Source organism: Asticcacaulis sp. (assembly GCF_051954415.1).
Taxonomy (GTDB): Bacteria; Pseudomonadota; Alphaproteobacteria; order Caulobacterales; family Caulobacteraceae; genus Asticcacaulis.
Genome location: NZ_JBQCHT010000022.1, coordinates 23025 through 49533, shown reverse-complemented (window position 1 = coordinate 49533; position 26509 = coordinate 23025). Strand labels below are relative to the sequence as shown.

At 60.6% G+C, this 26509-nt stretch carries 23 protein-coding genes; 15 read left to right on the top strand and 8 right to left on the bottom strand.

The features are described from left to right. Positions 1–39: 39 nt before the first annotated feature. The 4 genes from ACTHND_RS07270 to phoB all read left to right on the top strand — a co-directional run bounded on the left by ACTHND_RS07270 (position 40) and on the right by phoB (position 4499). Positions 40–1314, top strand: a complete 1275-nt coding sequence (locus ACTHND_RS07270) for a glutamate-5-semialdehyde dehydrogenase (RefSeq protein WP_440177233.1) — start codon at positions 40–42, stop codon at positions 1312–1314. 130 nt (positions 1315–1444) lie between these two features. Further along, complete coding sequence (locus ACTHND_RS07265) at positions 1445–2953, top strand: sensor histidine kinase (protein WP_440177231.1); 1509 nt, start codon at positions 1445–1447, stop codon at positions 2951–2953. Positions 2954–3094: 141 nt separating this feature from the next. After that, on the top strand, positions 3095–3787 hold the full coding sequence (phoU, locus tag ACTHND_RS07260) for a phosphate signaling complex protein PhoU (RefSeq protein ID WP_090649932.1): 693 nt from the start codon (positions 3095–3097) through the stop codon (positions 3785–3787). A 22-nt stretch (positions 3788–3809) separates the two neighbouring features. Further along, on the top strand, positions 3810–4499 hold the full coding sequence (gene phoB / locus ACTHND_RS07255) for a phosphate regulon transcriptional regulator PhoB (protein ID WP_090649933.1): 690 nt from the start codon (positions 3810–3812) through the stop codon (positions 4497–4499). Between the two features lie 129 nt (positions 4500–4628). Here phoB and ACTHND_RS07250 read toward each other — a convergent pair whose 3' ends face one another. The 3 genes from ACTHND_RS07250 to ACTHND_RS07240 form a co-directional block, all read right to left on the bottom strand. Beyond that, entirely contained in the window at positions 4629–5630 is a 1002-nt protein-coding gene (locus ACTHND_RS07250; RefSeq protein WP_440177229.1) for an aspartyl protease family protein, read from the bottom strand. Then, complete coding sequence (locus ACTHND_RS07245) at positions 5623–6660, bottom strand: aspartyl protease family protein (protein ID WP_440177227.1); 1038 nt, start codon at positions 6658–6660, stop codon at positions 5623–5625. Before ACTHND_RS07245 ends, ACTHND_RS07250 begins: the two co-directional genes overlap by 8 nt. 86 nt (positions 6661–6746) lie before the next feature. Next, the gene (locus ACTHND_RS07240; protein WP_440177411.1) at positions 6747–7649 is read right to left on the bottom strand and encodes an Hsp33 family molecular chaperone; all 903 of its coding nucleotides are present in this window, start codon (positions 7647–7649) and stop codon (positions 6747–6749) included. 220 nt (positions 7650–7869) lie between these two features. On the opposite strand from ACTHND_RS07240, the gene serA reads away from it, so the two are divergent. Further along, a complete protein-coding gene (gene serA, locus ACTHND_RS07235; protein ID WP_440177225.1) occupies positions 7870–9792 on the top strand; it encodes a phosphoglycerate dehydrogenase in 1923 nt (640 codons plus the stop codon). Positions 9793–9918: 126 nt separating this feature from the next. On the opposite strand, the gene ACTHND_RS07230 is transcribed toward serA, so the two are convergent. Then, positions 9919–10392 (bottom strand): hypothetical protein, encoded by a 474-nt coding sequence (locus tag ACTHND_RS07230; RefSeq protein ID WP_440177223.1) that lies wholly within the window; start codon positions 10390–10392, stop codon positions 9919–9921. Positions 10393–10979: 587 nt separating this feature from the next. On the opposite strand from ACTHND_RS07230, the gene ACTHND_RS07225 reads away from it, so the two are divergent. Next, positions 10980–12755 carry a DEAD/DEAH box helicase gene (locus tag ACTHND_RS07225; protein WP_440177221.1) on the top strand — a complete coding sequence of 592 codons (1776 nt, stop codon included), beginning with the start codon at positions 10980–10982 and terminating at the stop codon, positions 12753–12755. A 149-nt stretch (positions 12756–12904) separates the two neighbouring features. After that, positions 12905–14881 (top strand): M1 family metallopeptidase, encoded by a 1977-nt coding sequence (locus ACTHND_RS07220; RefSeq protein WP_440177219.1) that lies wholly within the window; start codon positions 12905–12907, stop codon positions 14879–14881. Positions 14882–14887: 6 nt separating this feature from the next. Here the strand turns inward: ACTHND_RS07220 and ACTHND_RS07215 are convergent, their stop codons facing one another. Further along, positions 14888–15922, bottom strand: a complete 1035-nt coding sequence (locus ACTHND_RS07215; protein ID WP_440177217.1) for a 2'-deoxycytidine 5'-triphosphate deaminase — start codon at positions 15920–15922, stop codon at positions 14888–14890. Positions 15923–15994: 72 nt separating this feature from the next. Here ACTHND_RS07215 and apaG point away from each other — a divergent pair, with 72 nt between their 5' ends. Beyond that, a complete protein-coding gene (gene apaG, locus ACTHND_RS07210) occupies positions 15995–16396 on the top strand; it encodes a Co2+/Mg2+ efflux protein ApaG (RefSeq protein ID WP_440177215.1) in 402 nt (133 codons plus the stop codon). A 41-nt stretch (positions 16397–16437) separates the two neighbouring features. Here apaG and ACTHND_RS07205 read toward each other — a convergent pair whose 3' ends face one another. Then, the gene (locus tag ACTHND_RS07205) at positions 16438–16869 is read right to left on the bottom strand and encodes a group III truncated hemoglobin (RefSeq protein ID WP_440177213.1); all 432 of its coding nucleotides are present in this window, start codon (positions 16867–16869) and stop codon (positions 16438–16440) included. A gap of 105 nt (positions 16870–16974) precedes the next feature. Between ACTHND_RS07205 and ACTHND_RS07200 the strand changes: the two genes are divergently transcribed. The 6 genes from ACTHND_RS07200 to ACTHND_RS07175 all read left to right on the top strand — a co-directional run bounded on the left by ACTHND_RS07200 (position 16975) and on the right by ACTHND_RS07175 (position 22041). Next, positions 16975–17322 (top strand): GFA family protein, encoded by a 348-nt coding sequence (locus tag ACTHND_RS07200; protein ID WP_440177211.1) that lies wholly within the window; start codon positions 16975–16977, stop codon positions 17320–17322. Between the two features lie 124 nt (positions 17323–17446). Next, positions 17447–18832 carry a siroheme synthase CysG gene (cysG, locus tag ACTHND_RS07195; protein WP_440177209.1) on the top strand — a complete coding sequence of 462 codons (1386 nt, stop codon included), beginning with the start codon at positions 17447–17449 and terminating at the stop codon, positions 18830–18832. Continuing rightward, a complete protein-coding gene (locus tag ACTHND_RS07190; RefSeq protein WP_440177207.1) occupies positions 18829–19134 on the top strand; it encodes a DUF2849 domain-containing protein in 306 nt (101 codons plus the stop codon). Before cysG ends, ACTHND_RS07190 begins: the two co-directional genes overlap by 4 nt. 1 nt (position 19135) lies before the next feature. After that, positions 19136–20779: a nitrite/sulfite reductase gene (locus ACTHND_RS07185; protein WP_440177205.1), complete on the top strand. Its 1644-nt coding sequence runs from the start codon at positions 19136–19138 to the stop codon at positions 20777–20779. After that, positions 20766–21281 carry a DUF934 domain-containing protein gene (locus ACTHND_RS07180; RefSeq protein WP_440177203.1) on the top strand — a complete coding sequence of 172 codons (516 nt, stop codon included), beginning with the start codon at positions 20766–20768 and terminating at the stop codon, positions 21279–21281. Before ACTHND_RS07185 ends, ACTHND_RS07180 begins: the two co-directional genes overlap by 14 nt. A gap of 13 nt (positions 21282–21294) precedes the next feature. Beyond that, positions 21295–22041 carry a phosphoadenylyl-sulfate reductase gene (locus tag ACTHND_RS07175; RefSeq protein ID WP_440177201.1) on the top strand — a complete coding sequence of 249 codons (747 nt, stop codon included), beginning with the start codon at positions 21295–21297 and terminating at the stop codon, positions 22039–22041. On the opposite strand, the gene ACTHND_RS07170 is transcribed toward ACTHND_RS07175, so the two are convergent. Further along, entirely contained in the window at positions 22042–22716 is a 675-nt protein-coding gene (locus ACTHND_RS07170) for a pentapeptide repeat-containing protein (protein WP_440177199.1), read from the bottom strand. Between the two features lie 84 nt (positions 22717–22800). Here ACTHND_RS07170 and rhuM point away from each other — a divergent pair, with 84 nt between their 5' ends. After that, positions 22801–23853 carry a RhuM family protein gene (gene rhuM / locus ACTHND_RS07165; RefSeq protein ID WP_440177197.1) on the top strand — a complete coding sequence of 351 codons (1053 nt, stop codon included), beginning with the start codon at positions 22801–22803 and terminating at the stop codon, positions 23851–23853. A gap of 142 nt (positions 23854–23995) precedes the next feature. Here the strand turns inward: rhuM and pnp are convergent, their stop codons facing one another. Next, complete coding sequence (pnp, locus tag ACTHND_RS07160) at positions 23996–26248, bottom strand: polyribonucleotide nucleotidyltransferase (protein ID WP_440177195.1); 2253 nt, start codon at positions 26246–26248, stop codon at positions 23996–23998. Positions 26249–26509 lie beyond the last annotated feature (261 nt).

Below are 26509 nucleotides of genomic sequence, written 5' to 3'. Positions count from 1 at the left end.
ATTGCGCTATATAGCCCTTGAATAACAAGGAGCCTCAAGATGGATGACCAGAGCCGCCTTTCACTGAATGACCTGATGAACGACATGGCCGCCAGGGCCAAACTCGGCGCGGAAGCTTTGCGTCTGGCGGGGCCAGAAGCACGCACCAAAGCCATTCTCGAAGCTGCCAAGGCGATCCGCCAGCGCGAGGCGCAGATCCTCGCCGCCAACGCACAGGACCAGCAGTTTGCCCGTGACAAGGGCCTGACCGACGCCATGATCGAGCGCCTGATCCTTAATCCGGCGCGTGTCGAAGCCATGGCGAAGGGGTTGGAAGAGGTCGCGGCCCTGGCCGATCCTGTCGGGCGCGAACTGGCGCGCTGGACCCGCCCCAACGGTCTCGATATCGCCCGCGTCTCGACTCCCATCGGCGTCATCGCCATCATCTATGAGAGCCGCCCGAACGTGACGGCCGATGCGGCCGCCCTGTGCATCCGCTCGTCAAACGCCGCCATCCTGCGCACCGGTTCTGAAGCGCTCAATTCGGCCCTGGCCATCTACGCCGCCTTCGAGGACGGCTTCCGCGCCGCCGGCCTGCCGGAATACTGCGTGCAACTGGTGCCGACCTCCGACCGCGACGCCGTGGGCCTGATCCTCGGTGGCCTCGACAAGGCGATCAATCTCATCATTCCGCGCGGTGGCAAGTCGCTGGTGGCGCGGGTACAGGCCGAGGCGCGCGCACCGGTGCTGGCCCATCTCGAAGGGCTGAACCACACCTATATCCACGCCGCCGCCGACCCGAAAAAGGCGCTGGAGGTGACGCTGAACGCCAAGATGCGCCGCGTCTCGGTCTGTGGTGCCACCGAAACCCTGCTGATCGACGAGGCCGTGGCGGCGAAACTGCTGCCGCCCATCGCTGAGGCTCTGAAAGCTGCCGGCTGCGAGCTGCGCGGCGATGACAAGGCGCGGGCCATCTATCCGATGTCGGCCGCCAAGGAAGACGACTGGTGCACGGAATACCTGTTGCCGATCCTGTCGGTGAAGGTGGTAAAGGACGAGGCAGAAGCCATCGCTCATATCAGAACCTATGGCTCCGGCCATACCGAGGCGATCATCACCGAAGATGCACACGCCGCCGAAACCTTCCTCAACGCGGTCGATTCCGCCATCGTCATCTGGAATGCCTCGACGCAATATGCCGACGGCGGGGAATTTGGTTTCGGTGCGGAAATCGGCATTTCGACCGACCGCCTTCATGCGCGCGGGCCGGTGGGCGTCGATCAGTTGACGACCTTCAAATACGTCGTGCGCGGTGACGGGCAAACACGCCCGTAACTTGCCCTCAAACTTGTCAGTACGCCGATTAATCGCCTGTTTACGGCCAGGTCACCAAACTGTCGTCAAATCGCTATAAACACGACGTTCTTTAAGTCATAAGATGAACGCCGCGAGGTTTGGGTACAAAATGGAAAAGCGTCAGAGCGTCTGGAAGTTCGTCCCGGTCGGCACCGTTATTGGCTGCGCGATCCTGGTCGCCATGGCCTTCCTGCCGCCGATGCATCTGTTGACCATCATCGTGGCCCTGCTGGTGATCGGTTATACAGCCATTCGCTATCTGGTCCTTCTGGGAGATGCCGAGGAGAAGATCCGCGCGCTTAAAGTCCCGGAAAAGCAGAACAAGGTCCAGCCATTGGGACCAAGCTTCCAGGAAGTCCTCCGCGCCGTGCCGGATCCGGTAATGATCGTTTCCGGTCACGAGCCGGACGATATCGCTGCGCGCCGCGTCATCTTCGCCAATGATGCCGCCCAGACTGTATTTCATCTGCGCCCCGATGGCGGCCCGCTGGTCGGCGCCATTCGGGTGCCGGAAGTGCTGGAAAATGTTGATGAAGCCCTGTTCGGCGGCATAACCGGCTCGGTCGATTTTGAGACCAGCGGCGGCGCGCGTGATCAGTTCTGGCGCGCCTTTTCCGCTCCTCTGCCGATGGAAAAGGCACATGATGGTCAAAGATTGGCCTTGCTGGTGATCCGCGATGAAACCGACGCCCGCCGCATGGAGCGGATGCGCGCCGATTTCCTGGCCAATGCCTCGCACGAACTGCGCACGCCCCTGGCCTCGATCACCGGCTTTATCGAGACCCTGCGCGGGCCGGCGCGCGATGATGAGCAGGCGCGTGACAGATTTTTGACAATCATGGGCGCCCAGGCCGATCGCATGGGGCGTCTGATCGCCGATCTGCTCTCCTTGTCGCGCATCGAAATGAGCGAACATGTGCCGCCTTCAGGCGAGGCGGACCTGGCCCTGGCCGTGCGCGATGTGGTGGACAGCCTGAGCGTGCTGGCCCAGCAGAAGGGCGTGCGCCTGCGCATCGATGCGCCCCGGCCCGGTCTGTTCCCCATCATCGGCGACCGCGACCAGATCCTCCAGGTGGTGCAGAACCTCACCGATAATGCGCTGAAATATGCGCCGCAAGGCTCGGAGGTCAGCATCACGGTCTGTTTCGATGTCACCCTGCCGCAGGCGATGTCCCTGAACGACAAACAGGCCGCGAAACTGGTTTTGCTGCGCCCCGACCGAAATGTGCATGAATATTATGCACGGGTCACGGTGCGCGACGAAGGCCCTGGAATCAAAAGGGAATTCCTGCCGCGCCTGGCCGAGCGCTTCTATCGGGTCGAAGGCCAGAAGAGCGGCGACAAGCTGGGCACCGGCCTGGGGCTGGCCATAGTCAAGCACATCATTAACCGCCACCGCGGGGGGCTGGTGGTCGAAAGCCAGGGAGCGATGTCGGCCAAGGAAGACGATATTCTGGAACGCGACGGTAAGGTGACAGCCCTCCCCCAGGCGCCCCAAAAACAGGTCGTGACCTTTACCGCTTTCAGTGCCTATTTTCCGCAGACCCGCGCCTTTGGGTCTGTCGAGCCGCCGCGTTTGGTGACGGGCACCTCGACAATTCTCAAAGACGCCGGCTGACTGCCGGAAAACCGTTAAGTATCTTTTTCAAACCCGCATTATAAAACTGTCACAAAATACGCCTATTGGGGCTATAGTTCCCGGCATCAGGCGTCGTGCGTCGGCTACCAGGAACAAGGAATTCAAAAGGTGTCGTTCAAGATGAATACCCACATCGTCAAGACCTATGGCGACGAACTGGACCAGTTGTCCGCTGAAGTGGTGCTCATGGGCGGCCTGGCCGAGGCGCAGGTGGCCGAGGCCGTCGAAGCCGTGGCCCGCCGCGATGTCGCCCTGGCGCAGAGCGTTGTGGCCCGTGACCACAAACTCGACGAACTGGAAAAGGATGTCGAGCGCAAGTGCATTCGTCTGATCGCCCTGCGCCAGCCGATGGCCGACGACCTGCGCAAGACCGTGGCCGCCATGAAGCTGGCCACGGCCCTGGAACGCACCGGCGATCTGGCCAAGAACATCGCCAAGCGCTCGATCGTCATTTCCGAAGCCGAGCCTATGACGCCGCTGACCCGCTCGATCGAACGCATGGGCAAGCTGGTTTCCTCGCGCCTGCGTGATGTGCTGGACGCCTACAAGTCCGGCAAGGTTGACCTGGCCCAGAGCGTCTGGTCGTCCGATACCGAGGTGGACGAACACTATAACGCGCTGTTCCGCGAACTGCTCACCTACATGATGGGCGATCCGCGCACCATTTCGGCCTGTACGCACCTGCTCTTCATGGCCAAGAACCTGGAGCGCATCGGCGACTACGCCACTAACATGGCGGAACACATCAATTACGAGCTGACCGGCGAGGACTATGTCGAATCCCGCCCGAAGGCCAGTAATCTGGACCAGTAACCCGTAACCGCCGCAGAGACGCATGAAGCCCTACATCATAGTTGCCGAAGACGAAGACGCCCTCAGCACCCTCCTCAGCTACAACCTGGAGAAGGAAGGGTATGATGTCGGGGTCGCCACCGATGGCGACGAAGCCCTTGTGATGGTGAAGGAACGTGCGCCAGACCTGCTGGTTTGCGACTGGATGATGCCGAAGGTATCCGGCATCGAGGTCTGTCGCCGTCTGCGCCAGCAGGCTTCTACCCGCAATCTGCCGATCGTCATGCTGACGGCGCGCTCGGAAGAAACCGATCGCATCCGCGGGCTCGATACCGGCGCCGACGACTATGTGGTCAAGCCGTTTTCGATGGTCGAACTGATGGCGCGCATCCGCGCCGTGCTGCGTCGCATTCGCCCGGCGCTTTCCGAGGATCGCGTCGAGTTCGGTGAAATCTCGGTCGATCGGCTATCTCATAGGGTTCAGCGCGCCGGCCGCGATATCCATCTGGGGCCGACAGAATATAAGTTGCTCGACTACCTGATGCAGTATCCGCGCCGCGTCTTCTCGCGCGAGCAACTGCTCGATGCTGTCTGGGGCAATGATGTCTATGTCGAGGCCCGCACGGTCGATGTCCATGTCGGCCGCCTGCGCAAGGCACTGAATAATGGCGACCAGTTCGACCCGATCCGGACGGTGCGCTCGGCAGGCTATTCCCTGGACATGCAGAACTGATAAGACGTTCTGCTGGTCTGCAACTCGCCGTCTGCCTGCGATACGGTGCTCACGTACTCAGGTGCGCTCCGCTCCGTTTCTCGTCAGCCAATGCCTTTCGACTCACGAGAACGTCTTATCTAAGGGCGGTTATACTGTGTGGTCTATCTCCACGCCGGGGGTGGGCCGGGGCGGCGCCAGGCTGATCTCGAAGCGGATTTCCTTGTTGCGGTAGTCAATCGTTACCGCCGCGAACTGGCGCAGATAGTCCATACCGATCAAGAGGGCGGGGCGCTGCGCGACCTTCCATATGGAAAAGTCAGGTATGTCGGCGATTGCCAGTGTGCCATTGGTAAAAGACAGGTCGTGCAGACGGATCCGGCCGACGGGGATGACGTCGCCGGTCACCTCGCCACCGGTCACACCGGTCAGGGTCATCCGCGCGGTACTGTACAGGTTGCGATTGCGATTTTTCAGGGCGTTGTAGAGCGACAGGTTGCCAACGGAAACTTCGGCGCCGGAATCGATGAAGGCAACCGCCGCCACGCTGTCTACCAGGCAATCAAAAACGCGCAGCCGGCCGTTCTTGCCCCGGGCGCGAACGCTGGCCATGCCCTGTGACTCCGGTGGTGCATGGTCGCGCGGCTGCTCTATCTTCAAGGCCTGATTACGGAAATCAAAGGTCACGCGGCTGCCATTTATAGCGTCGAGGCCAAGGTAGCCGTCGGCGAACAGATTGGCGCGCGGCAGGGTTGGCAGGTTGAGGCCCTCCCGTAGAAACGGTCCAAAGGTCAGGCGATCGACATGGACGGTTGTGACCGTGATCCGTCCGCCGATACCCTCCAGCGTAATGTTGCCGCCCGGCTGAAGACCCAGCGCCGTCGCCACCGTATCGGCGATGACCGTGCGTTCGGCGCCGGTATCGATGACAAAATGATAAGGCCCCTGGCCATTGATCATCACCTCTATGGTCAGGTGGCTGCTGGCGTCGGTGCGGGCAGCGAGACTGGCTGCATCCTGATCGGAATCGGGCTTCTGCAAGGAGGCATTGGCCGTGAGGGTCTGGGTCCAGCCGGGACCACCGGGCAAAAGGGAAGCAGCCAGAACCAGGCCGCCCGCCGCGAAACTCCGGCGCGAAAAAGGGTCAGACATGGCTGTTTATCCGTACGCCTGGAGATGGCAGGGGCGGCGCTTCGGTCAGTTCGAAGCGGATGGATTTCTGGCGATAGTCGATCGTCACGGCCGCGAACTGGCGCAGGAAATTCATGCCGATCAGCAGTCCGGGACGGTTATGCACGTTCCAGGAATCGAAGCTCGGCACATCGGCGATCGCCAGCCTGGAATCGGTGAAGGACAGGTCTTCCAGCTTGATGAGCGAGACCGGGATGACCTCGCTGAGGATTTCGCCCCCAGTCACGCCATTTAGAATGAGCGGTCCCAGATTTTGCAGGCCGCCGCGCAGGGCCAGCGCCGCCTTCAGCGCCCGGTTGCCGACCGAAACCTGGGCGCCGGTATCGATGAAGGCCGTGGCCCGGACATCGTCAACCAGGCAATCGGAAACACGCAGACGGCCGGAGGATCCGCTGGCCCACAGGCGCGTGGAGGTGCCCGGCCGGGCACGGTGATCTTCGCCGCGTTTACGCGGCTGCTCTATTTTCAGCGTCTTGCCGGCAAAATCAAAGGTGACGCGGCTCTCGCTGATCACATCGAGGCCGAGATAGCCGTCGGCCAGCAGATACTGTCGCGGCAGGACGGGCAGGGTCAGGCTCTTGCGTTGGAAGGGGCCAAAGATCAGGCTTTCGACCTGAACGGTTCTGGCCGGGATGCGCCGCGAAAAACCATCGACCACGACCGAGGCGCCCGGCGGCAGTCCCAATGCAAGGGCGACATTATCGGCCACGACGGAGCTTTCCGCGCCGGTATCGACAACGAAATGATAAGGGCCCCGGCCATTGATCATCACCTCGATGCTCAGATGATCGGCGTCATCCGTCCGGGCGGTCAGGGTGGCGGCGTCATGGTCCTCAGGAAGCGTATCCTTGGGCGGCGAAGTGACCTGCTGGGCGCCGGTCCGGTGCGCGATACAGAGGCCCAAAGCCGCCGCTACACCGCCTATGAGAGGGCGGCGCGACACACAGGCTGGCGACCGCGCGGGGATCCGGCTGTCAGGTTGTTTGTTCACGATGTTTCCCCCCGGACCTGTTATCTCCTGCCGGTGGCATAACAGTAACATCGTTCTTTAAAAGCGCAATCGCCGCTTTGGGTGTCTTACAGTCCGACGAAAAACGTCTTCGAGCAGTATTCGCAGGTGATATGCACACGGCCGTCGGCCTCCAGCATCTCGGCCTGCTCTTCATCGCTAAACGACTGCACCAGCCCCTCGACGCGTTCCTGCGTACAGCGGCAAAGCTTGTGAATCTGCTTGGCCGCGCTCAGGCGCACGCCGTCCTCATGGAACAGGCGGAACAACAGGCGGTCGGCTGGCAGGTCGAAATCGGTCAGTTCCTCCTCGCCCAGAGTCTCGAACAGGGCGCGGATATGCTGGAACGAGTCCTTTGTGTCACCGCGGGTCGCGTCGCCGGCAATGGCCTGGATCATAGCGCCTGCGGCGCGCCAATTCGGACCGTCTTCTCCGGCAAACTCGGTGCAGGCCAGCTTGATCTGGGTCGGCACCTGTTCCGACTGGCGGAAATAGGTCTCGGCGCACAGAGCCAGGCTCTCGCCCTCGATCGGGGTGATGCCCTGGTAGCGCTCGCCGTGGTTTTCCGGGTCGAGCGTCATGATAAAGGTGCCCTTGCCGAGCAGGGCCTGGGCGCCCAGGCTCTGGAAGCTGCCCTCATTGGCCGCCACCAGCGCCGCCAGTTCTTCCGGATCGAAACGGCAGAAGCCACGCAGGCCGCCCTTGGTGTCGTAATCGGCCACGACATAGCGCACCACGCCGTCGCCCTGAGCCTGAAGGATCAGTCGGCCCTCGAATTTCAGCGAAGCGCCCACCAGTACAGCCAGCACGCAGGCTTCACCCAGCAGGTTGGCGATCTGCGGCGGATAGTCGTGCGCCTTCAGTATCTGGTCGAGGGTCTCCCCGAGACGGACCAGCCGCCCATGCACGGGATGGGCTTCGATAACGAAGCGGGCGGAATAGTCTTCTGTGGGGTCAATAAGTTCGGGCATATATTCGCGCAGGAAATCAGAGGTTTTGGTTTCAGATTTTACGGGTTTGGCAGGTTTAGCGGTCATTCGTCTACAGTTTTAAAGAATTAAGCCGCCACATGCCATAATAAATGGCGAAGGCGGTTGTGCGGGGGGCACTTTTGTCTTATTTGCGGCGCATCTTTTGAAGTGGGCGGACGGCCCCTGGCGCCGGATCAGCCCTTAAATGGGCGTGACCGCTATGAATGCAAGCTTTCCTCAACCGAACCTGGCCACCGTCGTTCTCGACTTCGACTCGACCTTCACCTCGGTCGAGGCGCTGGATGTTCTGGCCGAGCTGCTGTCCGCCGCCGATCCCGCCCGTCATGCCGATGTCGCCCAGATCAAGACCCTGACCGACCAGGCCATGTCCGGCGAGATCAGCTTCGCCGAGGCGCTAAATCGTCGTGTCCAGTTGCTCAAGCCGACGCGTGACGACATTGCCGCCCTGATCGAGGTGCTGAAGACCAAGGTCAGCGCTTCGGTGATCCGCAACAAGGCGGTGTTCGCCGAGAACCCCGGCAAGTTCCGCATCATCTCAGGCGGCTTCCATGATTTCATCGACGCCGTGGTCGCCGATTACGGCATCGAGCCCGAATACGTCCTGGCCAATCGCCTGATCTGGAATGACGACGGTGTGGCTGTCGGCGTCGATCAGGCCAACCCGCTGTCGCAGGATGGCGGCAAGGTCGTGGCCCTGTCGGGCCTCGGCGTTGCCGGTGCGGTCGCCATGGTCGGCGACGGCTGGACGGATTTCGAGGTCTACAAGGGCGGTGCGGCCGAACGCTTCTATGCCTTCACCGAAAACGTGGTGCGCTCCAAGGTGGTCGCCGCCGTCAATGGCGATACCAGCCTGATCGCCGCCTCGTTCGACGAGGTGCTGCACGCCGAAGGCTATCAGGGCCGCTATTCCTTCCCGCGCTCCAAGCTGAAGGTGCTGCTGCTGGAAAACATCCACCCCGATGCCGTGCGCGCCTTCCGCGAGGAAGGCTATGACGTCACGACCGTCAAGGGCGCGCTTGACGAAGATGACCTGATCCAGGCGCTGCAGGGCGTTCATATCCTCGGCCTGCGCTCCAAGACCAACCTCACGGCGAAGGCCGTCGACGCCGCCGACAAGCTGATGGCGGTGGCCGCCTTCTGCATCGGCACCAACCAGATCGACCTCAAGGCGTGCTCGCAAAAGGGCATCGCCGTCTTCAACGCCCCCTACTCCAACACCCGCTCGGTGGTGGAAATGGTCATCGGCCTGATCGTCATGCTGACCCGCAATATACCCGACAAGTCGATCGCCATGCACAAGGGCAAGTGGGACAAGTCGGCCACCGGTGCCCATGAGGTGCGTGGCAAGACGCTCGGCATCATCGGCTATGGCGCCATCGGCTCGCAACTGTCGATCCTGGCGGAAGCCTTCGGGATGCGCGTCATCTATTTCGATCTCGCTGAAAAGCTGACTCTCGGCAATGCCAAGCGCTATCGCTCGCTCGATGCTCTGCTGGCCGAGGCCGACGTCATTTCGCTGCATGTCGATGGCCGGGCCGACAACAAGAATCTGTTCGGCGCGGCTCAGTTTAACCGCATGAAGGACGGCGCCCTGTTCATCAACCTGTCGCGCGGCCATGTTGTCGATATCGATGCCCTGTCAACGGCGTTACAGTCCGGCAAGATCTATGGCGCGGCCATAGATGTCTTCCCGCAGGAACCGCGCACCAATGACGATCCGTTTGAATCGTCGCTGATGGGCCTGAAAAACCTGATCCTGACCCCGCATATCGGCGGCAGCACGGAAGAAGCGCAGGAGGCCATTGCTGAGTTTGCTTCCGAACGCCTGCTGGGCTTCCTCAATCGTGGCGACACCACCTTCTCGGTCAATATGCCGCATGTTCAGTTGTCGGAAGTTTCCGGCCGCCACCGCTTCCTGCACCTGCACAGGAACGTGCCGGGCGTCATGGCGGCGATCAACGCCATCATGGCCAAGTACGACCTGAACGTCCTGGCCCAGCACCTGAAAACCAACGAGACCCTGGGCTATGTCATTGTCGATGTCGACAAGGGCTATCCGAAGGAAGCGCTGGAGGAGCTGAAGGCGGTTAACGGCACCCTGAAGTTCCGCTCACTCCAGTAGCGTTCTGGCGGGCTACAAATTGTCATCTCGCTGCGATACGGTGCTCACGTACTTAAGTACGCTCCGCTCCGTTTCTCACGAGCTAACAACTTTCGCCGCGCCATAACGCTCTGGGTTAATTTGGGATCAGTCGAAATAGAGCACATCGTCATCCGGATCTTCGTCCGGCGTGGCGGTGGGCTGGCTCAGGCGTTTCCATGCCTCGAAGACTTCCGGCGGCACCTTGGCCGGCCGCTTGCCGTCATCCGGCATTTTCTGGATGAAATTGAATTTCAGCCCCATGCGGTTGGCCATCGACCAGGCCGGCGATCCGCGTTTGACCATGGCGGTATCGAGATCGATCAGCCAGATTTCAGCCGGAATATGATCCAGGTTTTCCATGGCGACACGGGCGCCGCTGGCGCTCTGGTCAAGGATGCGGCAATTGATCACCTGACGGCTGGAAAGAAACAGCATGGCGCCACGATCATCGCACTGGGTTCGGGGTTCAGAACGGCGGTCGGCATATTGATCCGGCATGATGACCTCTACGGCCGACCGCACCGGCGCAGGCTGAGCTGCGGTAACGGGCGGGGCGGGACGGCGGATAGGCGGGGTCATGATCAACCTGAAAGCAGAAATGGGCAAAGGGCCATGTGACGGGCACATGGTGCATACGCATACGCGGCACTAAAGGATCACTGGGCACTCACCCGGCCGTCGTTAACGCGGCGGCTTGCGGGTTTTCGCGTATGACTACGCTGTTGGCCAATACTATAGGTGCCTTTGGTTTATAAAAAATGAGTGAGTCCACAAAAGGGATGCCGGCGGCGCAACAGGATGTGGATATTTTGTTTTGCAGCGCAAATGAGTGTCGCAAATTGCAACCCTTGACATTGCATTTGCAAACGGGCATTTAGCGTCTTCGCTTATGCGAAATAATTTTAATACGTCTTCCGCTTCAGCGGAAGCGCTGCCCTATATATCGGGCGCTGGCCGCGTGAGGTATGCTTCTTTACAGGGAAGTACATACCGCCAGTGATTTAAGACCGCCATTTTTGGCGATCTGCCATCTATAAAAATGACCGAAGTCCGTGACACGCGAACGCTTCGACCCTCAACTCCCGAACCGGCATGGGCCGGATGCGGGTAAGGGCCGCTGCGAAGGCGTGTGCTTTCGTGATGCCCGAAGCACATGAAAGTATGACGTGACCAAACTGTTTTCCGATCTCGGCCTCTCATCCACCCTGCTGATCCAGCTTGAAAAGGCCGGCTATACCCAGCCGACCCCGATCCAGGCCCAGGCCATCCCCATCCTGCTCGCCGGCCATGACCTGCTGGGCATCGCCCAGACCGGCACCGGCAAGACGGCGGCCTTTGCCCTGCCGATCCTGCAAAAAATCCTCTCGGACCGCAAGATGCCCACGCCTAAGCAGACGCGCGTGCTGGTACTGTCGCCGACGCGGGAACTGGCCTCGCAGATCGCCGAGAGCTTCCAGCAATATTCGCGTGGCACCGGCCTGCAGATCGCCACCATCTACGGCGGCTCGAAATACGGTCCGCAATACAAGGCCCTGAACGGCGGTATGGATATCCTTGTCGCCACGCCGGGCCGTCTGGTCGATCACATCGAGCAGAAGACCATTGACCTCTCCACCGTCGAATTTTTCGTCCTTGATGAAGCCGACCAGATGCTCGACCTGGGCTTCGTCAAGCCGATCCGCCAGATCGCCTCGCGCATCAAGGGCAAGCGTCAGAACCTGTTCTTCTCGGCTACCATGCCGAAGGAAATCGGCATCCTGGCCTCCGAACTGCTGAACGAACCGAAGAAGGTCGAGATCACGCCGGAAGCCACCACGGCCGAGCGCGTCGAGCAGACCGTCCTCTTCATCGAATCCCAGCGCAAACGCGCCCTGCTGACCGAGCTTTACGCCTCGGACGACCTGTCGCGCACCCTCGTCTTCACCCGTACCAAGCGTTCGGCCGACAAGGTGGCCGCCTATCTACAGGCCGGCGGCATCGAAGCGGCCGCCATCCACGGCGACAAGTCTCAGGGCCAGCGCGAGCGCGCCCTGCAGGCCTTCAAGGCCGGCAAGGTCCGCGCCCTCGTGGCAACCGATATCGCGGCGCGCGGCATCGATGTCGATAACGTCTCGCACGTTATCAATTACGAACTGCCGAACGTTTCCGAAGCCTATGTCCACCGTATCGGTCGCACCGCCCGTGCCGGCAAGAGCGGCATCTCGATCAGTTTCTGCTCGGATGACGAGCGCCGGATGCTGAAGGATATCGAGCGCATGACGCGCCAGCGCATCCCCTCCTACGATCGCCGCAAGGACCAGGCGCTGAAGCTGCTCGATGAAGCCATGCTGGCCTCGGGCGTGGCGGAAAAGCCGACCACGCCGGAGCGCATTCCCGTCAAACGTGAAGCCCGCCATATCGATCCGCACGCCGAAAACGTCCATAAGCGCAGCCGCAATCGTCCGGGTAAGTCCAATGCCGAGGGCTCGGACCGCGGTGACCGTTCGTTCGCCGACCGCAAGTTCGGCAAGAAGCCGGGTGGCAAAAAGGATTTCGGTCCTCGCCCGGCGGCCTATGATCCGATGGCTGCCGAGCGTCCGGCGCCGGTCAATACCGATGCCTTCTTCGAGAAGCGTGCCGAAAAGAAGCCATTCGGCAAGAAGAAGCCGTTTGACCGTAATGCCCCGCGCGGTGGCCAATACGGTGAGCGCGCTGAACGCAGCTATGATCGTCCGCGTTCGGAACATGTCCATGCCGAACGCCCGCGCGAATACACCCCGCGTGACGATCGTGGAGCTGATCGCCCCGCCCAGGAACGCAACAAGGCCCGTCCGTCCAGCCGCAAGGACAATGCCAAGGCCGGCGCCTCCAAGGGCGCCTTCAAGCCCGCCAACCCGCATTACAGCGACGCCCCGAAGGCCCGCACGGAAGGTGCCCAGTTCAAGCGCCGCTCGCGGTTGTAAAACCGGAGCCAAACCCCTGAATCGCCAAGAGCCGCGTGTGACCTTTGCACGCGGCTCTTGTGCTATTTTCACAGTTGTGTGAAGACGGGTTTTCCCGTTTAATAGAGGCGTGCCGAACAACGGCGCCAGTTACCCGAGGATGCCGATCGATGCCCGCTCTTTCGAGGATTGCCAAAGCCGCGACCAAAGCTGCCAGACAACCGATCGGCCTGATCACCTGCCTGATTGCGGCCCTGACCCTTTCGACGGGCTTGCTGATGACCGGCTGTACGCCGAAGGATAACGAAGCCGCCGCCCCCCTGGCCATCGTCGCCAAGACGGTCGATGACCATTCCTACGCCCGCCCGCAGGAGGCGCGCGTCAGCCATGTCGATCTCGACCTGACCGCCGACTTCAACCAGAAGATCCTCAAGGGCACGGCGACGCTCACCCTCGTCACCGAGGCTAATGCCAAGCAGGTCATCCTCGATACGCGCGCGCTCGATATCCAGTCGGTGACCGATGCCTCCGGATCTCCGCTGAAATTCACCCTTGGCAAGGGTAACGACATGATGGGCAAGCCACTGACCATCGAACTGCCGCAGGGGGCGCAGAAGATCGTCGTCCATTATGCCACGACGAAGGACGGCACCGCCCTGCAATGGCTCTCGCCCGAACAGACCGCCGGCAAGAAGCTGCCCTTCGTCTTCAGCCAGGGTGAGGAAATCCACACCCGCACCTGGATCCCGACCCAGGACAGCCCCGCCATCCGCCAGACCTACAGCGCGCGCATCGTCGTGCCGTCCAATCTGGTGGCGGTGATGAGCGCCGATCGCCTGACGCCGGAAGGCGAAAAGGTGGCCGGCCATCCGGCCCAGCGCGCCTTCCGTTTCGACATGAAAAAGCCGATCGCGCCCTACCTGATCGCCATCGCCATCGGCGATATCGGTTTCAAGGCCGAGGGCTCGCGCACCGGCGTCTATGCCGAAAAGGCAACGCTTGCCGCCGCCGCCAGTGAATTCAGCGACATGCAGTCCATGCTGGAAGCCGCCGAAAAGCTCTATGGTCCCTATCAATGGGGCCGCTATGACGTGCTGGTTCTGCCGCCGTCCTTTCCCTTCGGCGGCATGGAAAACCCAACCCTGACCTTCGCCACCCCCACGGTCATCGCCGGCGACAAGTCGCTGGTTTCGCTGGTGGCGCACGAACTGGCGCATAGCTGGTCCGGCAATCTGGTGACCAACGCCACCTGGGAGGATTTCTGGCTCAATGAAGGCTTCACGGTCTATTTCGAGGGCCGGATCATGGAAGAGGTCTACGGCAAGGAGCGCGCCGACATGCTGCGCGTCCTCGGCTGGCAGGATTTGCAGGGCACGCTGAAAGACCTGACCGAACCCGGCAGCAAGACCGCCAATCCGGATTTTACCCGCCTGCATCCGGATCTCAAGGGCATCAATCCAGACGATTATTTCAGCGACGTGCCCTATGAAAAGGGCGCCGCCTTTCTGCGGATGCTGGAAGCCCATTTCGGCCGCAAGAAACTGGATGCCTATCTCAAGGGCTATTTCCAGCGTTATGCCTTCCAGAGCATGACGACGGATGCCTTCGTCATCGACCTGCGCACCCACCTGCTGCACAATGACGCCGACCTCGAAAAGAGTCTCAAGATCCATCAGTGGCTTTATGACAAAGGGATGCCGGATAATGCCGTGGCCCCGACCTCGGCCCTGCTGGACGAGGTATCGGCCCAGGTGCTGGCCTTTACCGAAGGCACGCCCGCGAAGGATCTGAAGGTTGCGGATTACAGTTCGCCGCAATGGCAGTATTTCCTGACGCACCTGCCGGAAACCCTGACGGTCGAACAGATGGCGCAGCTAGATGATGCCTATGGCTTCTCGAAGACGCACAATTCGGAAATCCTGTTTGCCTGGCTGCAACTGGCGATCCAGCATCATTACCAGCCCGCCATGCCGGCGCTGGAAAGCTTCCTGACCGGGCAGGGGCGCCGCAAGTTCGTTGTGCCGCTGTTCAAGAGCCTGATGGCGCAGGAAGGCTGGGGCGTCGATATGGCTAAGGCCGTCTATGCCAAGGCGCGGCCCGGCTATCACGATGTCACCCGTCATACAGTCGACGACATCGTAAAGTAGCGGAAGCTACCAGGGCCTGAAATGCTTGCTCAGCTTCAGGCCCTGCCTCTGGTAGTTCGAGCCCAGTTGTCCGTAGAGCTTATCCGGACGGGCGGTCAGGGGTTCATAGACCAGCCTTGCTACGGTCTGGCCGTCTTCCAACAGGAAGGGCGTTTCATGGCAGCGCACTTCCAGCACGCCTTTTGAACCGGTGCCGGCCGCTTCCGCCGTGCCGAAGCCGGGATCGAAAAAGCCAGCATAATGGACGCGGAACTCGCCGACGCCCGGATCGATCGGCAGCATTTCCGCCGCCTCCATGGCCGGGATTTCGACATCGGTCTTCGAAGCCAGGATATAGAACTCACCGGGATCGAGCAGCAGTTCGCCGCCAGCGTGCCAGAGCGGTTCCCAGAACTTCTTCGGATCGTGGCCGTCGATATGATCGAGATCGATGATGCCGGCATGGCGGCGGGCGCGGAAACCGACCAGCTCGCCGGTCAGGTCGACCCCACAATCGGACGTGCGCAGCTTCGGCGACACGCCGCGCTTGAGGCGCAACTGGTTGAGCCGCGTGCCCGATCGCGCCAGCACCGAAAAGGTTTGCGGCGCAATTTCGATATAGAGCGGGCCGGAATAGCCCTCCGCCACGTCATCAAAGGCCACGCCGTAATCGGTCAGCAGACGCACAAAGACATCCACCCGGCCGGTGGAGGATTTCGGATTGGCGCGCGCCGAAATGCCCTTAGGCAGGTTCAGGCTTTCCTTCAGCTCGGCGATATAGACGCAGCCCGATTCAAACACGGCGCCGCGCGTCAGGTCCATTTCGTGCATCTGCACATCGCGCAGGCGGTCGGCCACGGTACGGGCGCGCGGCAGGTAGGAGGCGCGCACTCGCCAGGCGCGGTCGCCCAGGCGCAGGTCGATACTGGCGGGCTGGATCTGGTTGTCGTCAAGCGCGGACGTGCTCATCACCGCGCCCTGTTCGACAAGCGCCGCCAGGCTCTGCATCGGCAGTATGCCTTGCGGTTCGGGCTGGTCGGCGGGAACGGGTTTCAGGGACATCAGAGCGCTATTCTCTTTTCATGATCGGGCGCACCATTTAAGAGAGCTTATCCGAGTGAGCAAGCGATAAACATGTTTTACCAGCACACCAGCCACGATATTACCGTCCGCGTCGAGGTCGAATATGTGCCGCCCGAGGCCCACAGGCGCGGGGCGGACATGCGCCACGTCTGGGCCTATCATATCACCCTGATCAATGGCGGCGACGAGACGATGCAGCTCAAAACCCGCCACTGGACGATCATGGATGCGCGTGGTCATGTCGAATATGTCAATGGCCCCGGTGTGGTCGGCGAAACCCCGGTGCTGAAGCCTGGCGAGACCTTCAGCTATTCCTCCGGCTGCCCCTTGAGCACCGCCTCCGGTTCCATGAGCGGCTACTATATATTTGAGAATGAAGACGGCCGGCCCCTGAAGGTCATCATCCCGACCTTCTCACTTGACCTGCCGGACGCAAAACGAACACTGAACTAGGCTCAAAAGTTATTAAAACCAAAAGCCTAAAATAACATCACTTACGGCCTGAAAAACAGCCCTAGTTTCAAACTCTCGCCGATCCGATTGGCGCGGACCATGAAATATTCCACGGCCTCATCCGAGGGCGCAATATCGCGCAGGGTCTGCTCAAAGAGATACAGCCACTCGCCGAAATGCGCCGGTTCGATGGATTTGACCTTCATGTGCGCCTGCATCGGACGGCCAGAATAGACCCCGGCATTGAGCGCTACGGATTCCCAGAACTGCTTGAGCTTCGCCAAGTGATCCGGCCAGTCATCGACCGCATTATTGAACACCGGCCCCAGTTGCGGATGGACGCGGACACGGCTGTAGAATTCATCGACCAGCTTCGAGATAAAGGCTTCATCCACACCGATAGCGGCGGCGTCTGCGCGGATCTTGCGTCTAGCTTCAAGGGCATGTTCATTTGGGGCATGTTCTGAACTCATGGCCGCTTTATAGCATACTGACAGGATCGGGTCGCTGCGACCGGTTGTCTCCCGCATTGTTTTCTTATGCCTTCCAGACAAGATTTCCCTCAAAGGAGAGACATCATGCTGCACCAGGGAAGCTGCCATTGCGGCCACATCGCCTTTGAGGTCGAGGGCGATTTCAATGAGGGACTGGATTGCAACTGCTCGATGTGCCGGCGGCGCGGCGGGCTGCTGGCCTTCGTGCCGGCCGATGCCTTTAAACTCAAAACGCCGGAATCGGGCGTTTCGACCTACAATTTCAACACCCGCCGCCTGCACCATCATTTCTGCTCGACCTGCGGCATCGCTCCCTATTCCGAAGGCCAGGGACCGGACGGCAAGCCCATGCGCTGCATCAATCTGCGCTGCATTCCGGCCATTGACCTCGATGCGCTCAAGATCACCAAATGGGACGGCGCCAGTCATTAGGTGCCGTTTAGCCGCCCTAAACCGACGCACGACAAACCATCGCTTTATTTCGCGGGCGCAAAACCTTAAATAAGGGGCTGCAGAGGGCATCATATTGTATGGTCCCTCTTTTGGTTTGGCTCATATGCTTGCTTTGCCCCTGTCATGGCCGCTGGAAAACCGTCAGGTCGTCCTGATCGGTGCCGGCGCGTGGGCGATCCGCAAGCTGACCCTGCTGAAGCGCACCCCGGCGACAGTGACCGTCTTTGCGCCGCTGGCCGACTTGGCCGACGCTCTACCGCGCTGGCCGGAAGCCGCCGAACTGACTGATGCCGCGCTGATCATCGTCGCCATCGAGGATCGCGCGCTGGCAGAAAAGGGCGCGGCCCTGGCCCGCACCTCACGCGCGCCGCTCAATGTGGTCGATTTCCCCGATCTCTCCGATTTCCATGTGCCGGCCATTATCGATCGCGGCTCTTTGAGCATCGGCGTCGCCACCGGCGGCACAGCCCCGGTGCTCGCCCGCGAAACCCGCCGCAAGATCGAAGCCGCCGTGCCGCCTTCAGAGACGGACGTCGCCGCCTTCGCTACGGCCCTGTCGCCACGTTTACGCGAACTTATTCCGAACACGGATGATCGCCGCCGCGCCTGGGAAAACATCCTGTCATCGCCGGCCGCCGAATTGGCGCGCACAGGCCGGATCGATGACGCCGTGGCACTGGCTCTCACCCTGGTCAACACCCCGCGCACCGGCGTGGTTCATCTGGTTGGCGCCGGTCCGGGCGATCCGGAACTGCTGACCCTGAAAGCCCTGCGCCTGCTCTCCGAGGCCGATGTCATCGTCTATGACCGCCTGGTTGGTGACGGCATTATGGATCTGGCGCGCCGCGACGCCGACCGCTTCTATGTCGGCAAGGAACGCTCCAACCATTCGGTGCCGCAGGAGCAAATCCACGAACTGCTGGTCGAACAGGCCCGCCTGGGCAAACGTGTCGTGCGCCTCAAGGGCGGCGATCCGTTCGTCTTCGGTCGCGGCGGTGAAGAGGTCGAGGCCCTGCGCGCTGCCGGTATAGACGTCCATATCACGCCGGGCGTCACGGCGGCCCTCGGTTGCGCGGCCTCGGCGGCCGTACCGCTGACCCACCGTGATCATGCGCAGAGCGTTACCTTTATCACCGGCCATGCAAAAGACGGCGACAGCGATAACAACCCGCTCATGTTGGACTGGTCGGCATTGTCCGCGCCGCATCATACGCTGGTCGTCTATATGGGCGTCGCCACGTCGAAGATCATTTCCGGCAAGCTGATGGCGCACGGGCGGCTGCCTGATACGCCGGCCCTGGTCATCGAAAACGGCACCCGCCCGAACGAGCGCCGCACCCTCACTCATTTGGGCGTGCTGGCCGACACCATAGCCGCCAACCCGCCGAAAGGCCCTACCCTCGTCATCATCGGCGAGGTGGCCAGCCTCTATCAAGACCAGACCGCGCTGACCGGCGTGATCGAAGAAGCCGTGAAAGCCAACGCATGAAGTTACTGACCGCCAACCGCCTGACCGACGGCCTGACCATCTGGTTTTCCGAAACTGGATGGGTCGAGGATGCCGCCCATGCCGCGCGCCTGAGTGACGAGCAGGCCGAGGCCGCCCTGGCGGAGTGGCAAAAGCGCGAGACCGAGGTGGTCGCGCCCTATCTCATTCCGCTGACCGACGCCGGCAATCCGGTGCAACGCGAGCATGTGCGTGAATTTGTCCGCGCCAACGGCCCGACGATCGGCCAGACCGCCGACGCCCTTTCCAGCGCCTTCAATCGCGCAGATATTTTCGAGAACTAAGATGTACGTTTACGACCAGTTCGACCATGCCTTCGTGCAGGACCGCATCGGCGAATTTTCCGACCAGGTGAAGCGCCGCCTCGCCGGTGAGATCAGCGAAGACCAGTTCAAGCCGCTGCGCCTGATGAACGGCGTCTATCTGCAACTGCACGCCTACATGCTGCGCATCGCCGTGCCCTATGGTGTGCTGTCCTCGGCCAAGATGCGCAAGCTGGCCTATATCGCCCGCACCTATGACCGTGATTTCGGCCACTTCACCACGCGCCAGAATTTGCAGTTCAACTGGATCAAGCTGGCCCAGGTGCCGGAAATCCTGAAGCACCTCGCCGAAGTGGAGATGCACTGCCTGCAAACCTCGGGCAACTGCATCCGCAACACCACGACCGACCAGTTCGCCGGCGCCGCGCGTGACGAGCATGACGATCCGCGTCCGTGGGGCGAGGTCATCCGCCAGTGGTCTTCCAACCATCCGGAATTCAATTTCCTGCCGCGCAAGTTCAAGATCGCCATCACCGGCGCTGACAAGGACCGGGCCGCCATCCGCCTGCACGATATCGGCCTGCACCTGACGCCGCAGGGCTTCGATGTCTATGTCGGCGGCGGCATGGGCCGGACCCCTTCGCTGGCGCACTGCATCCGCAAGGGGCTGCCTGGTGACAAGCTGCTGAGCTATCTCGAAGCCTGTTTGCGAGTCTATAACCGCTATGGCCGCCGCGACAACAGCTACAAGGCGCGTATCAAGATCCTGGTCGCCGCCTTGGGCCCTGACGAATATAAGCGCCAGGTGGAAGAAGAGTGGGAAACCTTCGACAAGGCCGCCATCGACGTGCCCGCCGCCGAGGTGGCGCGCATCAAGAGCTATTTCCCCGATCCGGCCTATATCGATGCGCCATTCGACCGCGTGGCCCTGGAGCGCCAGCAGACGGCCGATGGCGCCTTTGCGCGCTGGGTGAAGAACAACACCAACCCGCACAAGCGCGACGACCATGTGTCGGTGACCATTTCGCTGAAGCCAATCGGCCTGCCGCCGGGTGATGCCTCCTCGGCTCAGATGGACCTGATGGCCGATGTCGCCGATGAATTCGGCTACGGCGAACTGCGCGTCAGCCACGAGCAGAACATTATCCTGCCGCACGTCGCCAAACGCGATCTCTATGCGCTGTATGCGAAGCTCGACACGGTCAATCTGAGCACGGCCAATGCCGGCAAGATCACCGACATGATCACCTGCCCCGGCCTCGATTACTGCTCACTGGCCAATGCTCGCTCGATCCCGCTGTCGCAGGAAATCTCGAAGCGTTTCGAGGACGCCAACCTGACCGACAAGATCGGCGATCTGCAGATCAAGATTTCCGGCTGCATCAATGCCTGCGGTCACCACCATGTCGGCCACATCGGAATTCTGGGCGTCGACAAGCAGGGCATCGAATTTTACCAGATTCTGTTGGGCGGCCGCGCCGACGAGAAGGCCGCGCTCGGCCAGATCACCGGCAAGGGCCTTTCGGCCGAAGCCGTGCCCGCCGCCATCGAGCGCGTGGTCCAACTCTATCTCACCTTGCGGACTTCCGACGCAGAGCGCTTTATCGATACGCTCGAACGGGTCGGCCGTAACACCTTCGCGGAGGCGCTGCATGAGCCCGCTTAATTCGGCGCATGAAGCGCAACTCGTCACCAATGACGGCGAAATCATCCCCGACGGCTGGACGCTGCTGGCCGACGAAGAGACCACCGGCGTGGATGGTCCCTATGTGCTCGGTTTCGACCGCGCCCTGCGTGAACTCGATGGCCTGAACGGTCATTACGGTGTCCGCATCAATCCCGGTGACGATGTGCGGTTGTTGCTGCCCTTCATCGAGAAGATCACCCTGATCGAGGTGGCTTTCCCTGGCTATCGTGATGGCCGCGGCTATTCCACCGCACGTATCCTGCGCGAAGCCGGCTACAGCCACGTCATCCGCGCGGTCGGCGACGTGCTGCGCGACCAGCTTTTCCAGATGCTGCGCTGTGGTTTCGATGAGTTCCTGGTCAAGGACAAAGACCCGGCACAGGCTATTGAAGCGGCCAAATCCCGTTTCAGCGTATTTTACCAAGGGGCGGCGGACGACAAGCGCCCCGTATGGGCTCTGCGGCACGCCGCCGAGGGCTAGGAATATTCCCGTTATGACGATCCTGATCGACATACTGAAAGACCAGAAAAAAACGCACGGCTCGCTGCGCGCCGAAGCCCTGAGCGCGGCCTGGGAACACCTGACCGCGCAGGAAATCCTGCAAAAGGCGATTTCTGAAGAGTTCGTCGGCGATATCACCCTGTCGTCGTCCTTCGGCGCCGATTCCGCCGTACTGCTGCATATGGTGGCGCAGATCGAACCGAACCTGCCGGTTATCTTCCTCGACACCGATCGCCATTTCTTCCAGACCATCCAGTACCGCGATGAGCTGGTAAAAAAGCTCGGCCTGACCAACCTGGTCAACCTGAAAGCCGATGCGGAAGAGGCCGGCGCGGAAGACAGCAAGAATACCCTGTGGCGCACGAACCCCGATCAATGCTGCGATCTGCGCAAGGTGCGGCCGCTCAATCGCTTCATGGAAGGCTATGGCGCCTGGATTTCCGGCCGCAAGCGCCACCAGAGCGCCACGCGCACCAAGCTGCCGATCGTCGAATTCGATGGCAAGCACTTCAAGGTCAATCCGCTCGCCACATGGACGGCGGAGGACATCGAGGCCTATTTCCGTAACCACGACCTGCCGCCGCATCCGCTGGTCGAGCAGGGGTTCCCTTCGATCGGCTGCTTTACCTGCACCAAGCCGGTGGCCGCCGGCGAAGACGCGCGTTCCGGCCGTTGGGCGGATTCGGAAAAGGTCGAGTGCGGCATCCACAACCCGATCTATGGCGGCGAGGGGATTTAATTACCGAACGTGCAGGCCAAGCTCTGACAGCAGTTCTGCCGCCTGGGCGCGGGAAATGGTCGCGCCCTTGAAGCGGCGGGCATCTTCCAGACGTACGCCGCCGATATCGGTGCCGCGCAGGTCGGCGCCTTCAAAGCGCGCATCGGTCAGGACGGCATCGCGCAGGGAACAATCCTCAAAGACCACGCCGCGGAAATCGCAGCGCTGCAACTCGGCATTGGTCAGGTCGATGGATTTAAGGGTCTGCTTGTTGAAGGCGAAATTGCGCAGTTTGGCGTCGTTCAGGCGGGTTTCCTCGAACAGGACATCAAGCGCCTTGGCGTCGTTGAAATTGGCGCCGGTCAGCTTGCAGCGGCGGAACTGTGCCTGTGAAACCGTGGCGCCGCGAAAGCGACTGTTGTTAAAATCACAGGCGGTGAACCTGGCCTCGGCCAGGTCGGCGCTGGTGAAATCGGCGTGAGCACCCTTGCAGGAGATAAATTGCGCGCCGTCCAGCCTGGCGCTGACAAACTTCGCCTTTCGGAACAGGCATTGATCAAACACCCAGCCATTGAGGATCAGGTCGGACAGATCGACCTCATCCAGTTCGCAACCGACGAGCGTGACCGGCTCGCCCTTGTTAGCCAGCAAGAGCACGGCATTACGGTCAAGGATTTGGTCGGTGAGGGTGGTCATGGTTATACCGAAATGTTGATTGTCCGATTGATAACAGTATAATGTTGCTATAATGTTCCGAAATCAGCCAATTCGGATCGTACAATGGATAATGAAAAGAATGAACCCGTACATCTGATTGAAGATGCTGAAACAGGTGACAGATTTCTTGTCTACGGCACAGACAAGGGACTACGGTTGGATATACGCTATCAGGGTGATAGCCTTTGGATGACGCAGGCTCAGATCAGTGATCTGTTTGGCATAGACCGTTCCGTCATCACCAAACATATTGCTAATGTGTATGCGGAAGGCGAATTGGATGCAGAAGGAACAAGTGCAAAAATTGCACAAGTTCGACAAGAGGGGAACCGGCAGGTCGTTAGGCACATAGACCACTACAATCTGGATATGGTCATTTCAGTTGGTTATCGCGCATCGTCCAAACAAGCGACAATTTTTCGCCGTTGGGCGACGACCATACTGGTTCAGTTTGCCACCAAGGGCTTTGTTGTCGATTCCCAACGCCTCAAGCAACCTGAAAATTTTGATCGGATTGCCGAACTCCGCGAAATCATTCGGGATATCCGCTCCGATGAAGCCAACCTTTATAGGGAACTGCGCAACATCTGCGCCATGTGCCAGGACTATGACGGTACAAACGATAGCGCCCGCGAATTTTACCAGCGCACACAGGCCAAGCTGGTTTACGCCGTGACTTCGCTGACGCCCTCGGAACTAATCGCGCGGCGCGCCGATCACAACGCTGAAAATATGGGACTGCAAACCTGGCCCAATGACAATATCCGGAAAACGGATGTCAGTGTCTCCAAGAATTATCTCATGCAGAGCGAGATAAAAGAGCTAAACCGCCTGACCAGCATCCTGTTGGATATATTTGAGGATCAGCTTGATATCGGGCGTCTCGTTGTCATGCAGGATGCTCAGGTCTTGCTTGATCAACAGCTTAAGCAGCTTGGCCGGTCTGTTTTATCGACTGGCGGCTCAATCAAAGCATCCGATGCCAAATTAAAAGCCGAAAAGCAGTACGAAAAATTCGACGCGCTCCGAAAACAGGAGCGGCATGATGAAGCCGACAAAAATATTTCGGCATTAGTGCAAGAATTCAAAAATTTACCAAAAAGACTGCACAAATAGCCGTCCGCGCTGTCGAGTTATGGGGTTGAGGGGTCCGTGACCCCTCACCTTGCATTAAAAAAGCCTGCCATCCCTCAAAAGGAATGGCAGACTTTTTTAAGATAAAAGACGAAGGGGCCACAGGCCCCTTCACCCCTAACTCTTAGTCGCGGCGCGGACGGCGCGGGCGACGCGGACGATCACCGCCTTCACGCTCGCCACCTTCAGCGGCTTCCAGTTCCGGCTCTTCGCCCGAAGCGATGCGGGCAGCGTTGCGCTCGGCGCGCTCAGCTTCCAGCTTCTCGGTCAGGTCCTCGCCAGTTTCCTGATCGACCACCTTCATGGACAGCTTGGTCTTGCCGCGATCGTCAAAGCCCAGGAACTTCACCTTCACTTCGTCGCCTTCATTGAGAACATCAGAGGTCTTGCCGACCTTTTCGTTCTTGATCTGCGAGATGTGGACCAGGCCGTCCTTGGCGCCGAAGAAGTTCACAAATGCGCCGAAATCGACGACCTTCACGACCTTACCCTTGTAGATGGCGCCCACTTCCGGCTCCGAGGCGATGGACTTGATCCAGTCGCGCGCGGCGTCGATCTTGGCCTGCTCGGAAGCGGCGATCTTGATCGTGCCGTCGTCGGCGATGTCGATCTTCGCGCCCGTCTTTTCGACGATTTCGCGGATGACCTTGCCGCCGGTGCCGATCACTTCGCGGATCTTGTCCGTGGCGATCTTGATGGTTTCGATCTTCGGCGCGAACTCGCCCAGCTCTTCACGAGCGCCCGAGATGGCCTTGTTCATTTCGCCAAGGATGTGCAGACGGCCGGCGTTTGCCTGACGCAAAGCCTTGGTCATGATTTCCTCGGTGATGCCGGCCACCTTGATGTCCATTTGCAGCGAGGTGATGCCGTTGGCCGAACCGGCGACCTTGAAGTCCATGTCGCCGAGGTGATCTTCGTCACCCAGAATGTCGGACAGGATGGCGTATTCGCCGGAGGGCTCAAGGATGAGGCCCATGGCGATACCCGAAACCGGCGACTTCAGCGGCACACCGGCGTCCATCAGGGCCAGCGAAGACCCACAGACGGTCGCCATCGAGGAGGAGCCGTTCGACTCGGTGATTTCCGAGACCAGGCGGATCGTATAGGGGAAGTCTTCCGCGGCCGGGAGCATCGGACGAACCGCGCGCCAGGCCAGCTTGCCGTGGCCGAATTCGCGGCGGCCGGGCGAACCCATGCGGCCGGTTTCGCCAACCGAGTACGGAGGGAAGTTGTAGTGCAGGAGGAACTTCTCCTTGTACGTGCCTTCCAGGGCATCGATGAACTGCTCGTCATCGCCGGTGCCGAGCGTAGCGACGACCAGGGCCTGGGTTTCACCGCGGGTGAACAGGGCCGAACCGTGGGTGCGCGGCAGGATGCCGACTTCCGAGACGATCGAGCGGACCTTGTCGACGGCACGGCCGTCAACGCGCTTGCCGTGCTCGATGATGTCGCGGCGCAGGACTTCGGCTTCGCATTCCTTAAAGGCGGCGCCGAACTTGGCGGCGTCAACGCCATTCGGATTGGCTTCCGAGACGACGAGCGCTTCGGCGGCCTTGGACTTGGCGGCACCGACGGCTTCGTGGCGCGGGTGCTTTTCCTGGATGGTGTAGGCGTCGCGGATGTCCTGGCCAACCAGCTTCTTGATATCGGCAACGATGCCCGAGAAATCTTCGGCTTCGAAGTCGAACGGTTCCTTGGCGACATGTTCAGCCATTTCAAGAATGGCGTCGATCATCGGCTGCATGCCGCGGTGGGCAAACATCAGGGCGCCGAGCATCTTGTCTTCCGACAGTTCCTTGGCTTCCGATTCGACCATCATCAGGGCGTCCTGGGTGCCGGCGACAACGAGGTCGAGTTCCGATTCCTTCATCTGGTCGAGGGTTGGGTTCAGGACGTATTCGCCATCGATCACACCGACGCGGGCGCCGCCGATCGGGCCCATGAAGGGTACGCCGGAGAAGGTCAGGGCAGCGGAGGCGGCGACCATGGCGACGATATCCGGATCATTTTCCATGTCGTGCGACAGGACGGTGCAGACGACCTGCACTTCGTTCTTGAAGCCCTTGACGAACAGCGGGCGGATCGGACGGTCGATCAGGCGCGAAACCAGGGTTTCTTTTTCCGACGGACGGCCTTCGCGCTTGAAATAACCACCGGGGATCTTGCCGGCGGCGAAGGTCTTTTCCTGATAGTTGACGGTCAGCGGGAAGAAGTCCTGGCCGGGCTTCGGCTTGCGCGCGTAAACGACGGTGGCCAGAACGGTGGTCTCACCGTAGGTGGCCAGCACGGCGGAGTCGGCCTGACGGGCGACACGGCCGGTTTCCAGGGTGAACTTGCGGCCCGCCCAGTCGATGGATTTTCTTTTGATGTCGAACATTTCGTTTCTTTCATTCGGCTCCGGAACAGCCCCATGCTGTTCGGGAGGCGGCCGCTTATCGATTAAGCGGCGCGTGTAAGGGGCCTTTTCGTTTTGGCCCAGCGTATAAGCGAAACCGGTGTTTCGCGGGGTGTATAAGCATATCAGAACAGGTCTGATCGAGGTGTATAAATCGCCGATTGGCGAGTTTTTTAGTTGCTCTACCGCTATCGCTGCTTGAGAGCGGCTAATCATGGAGAAGGGCCTGAGGTTGCCCCCAAG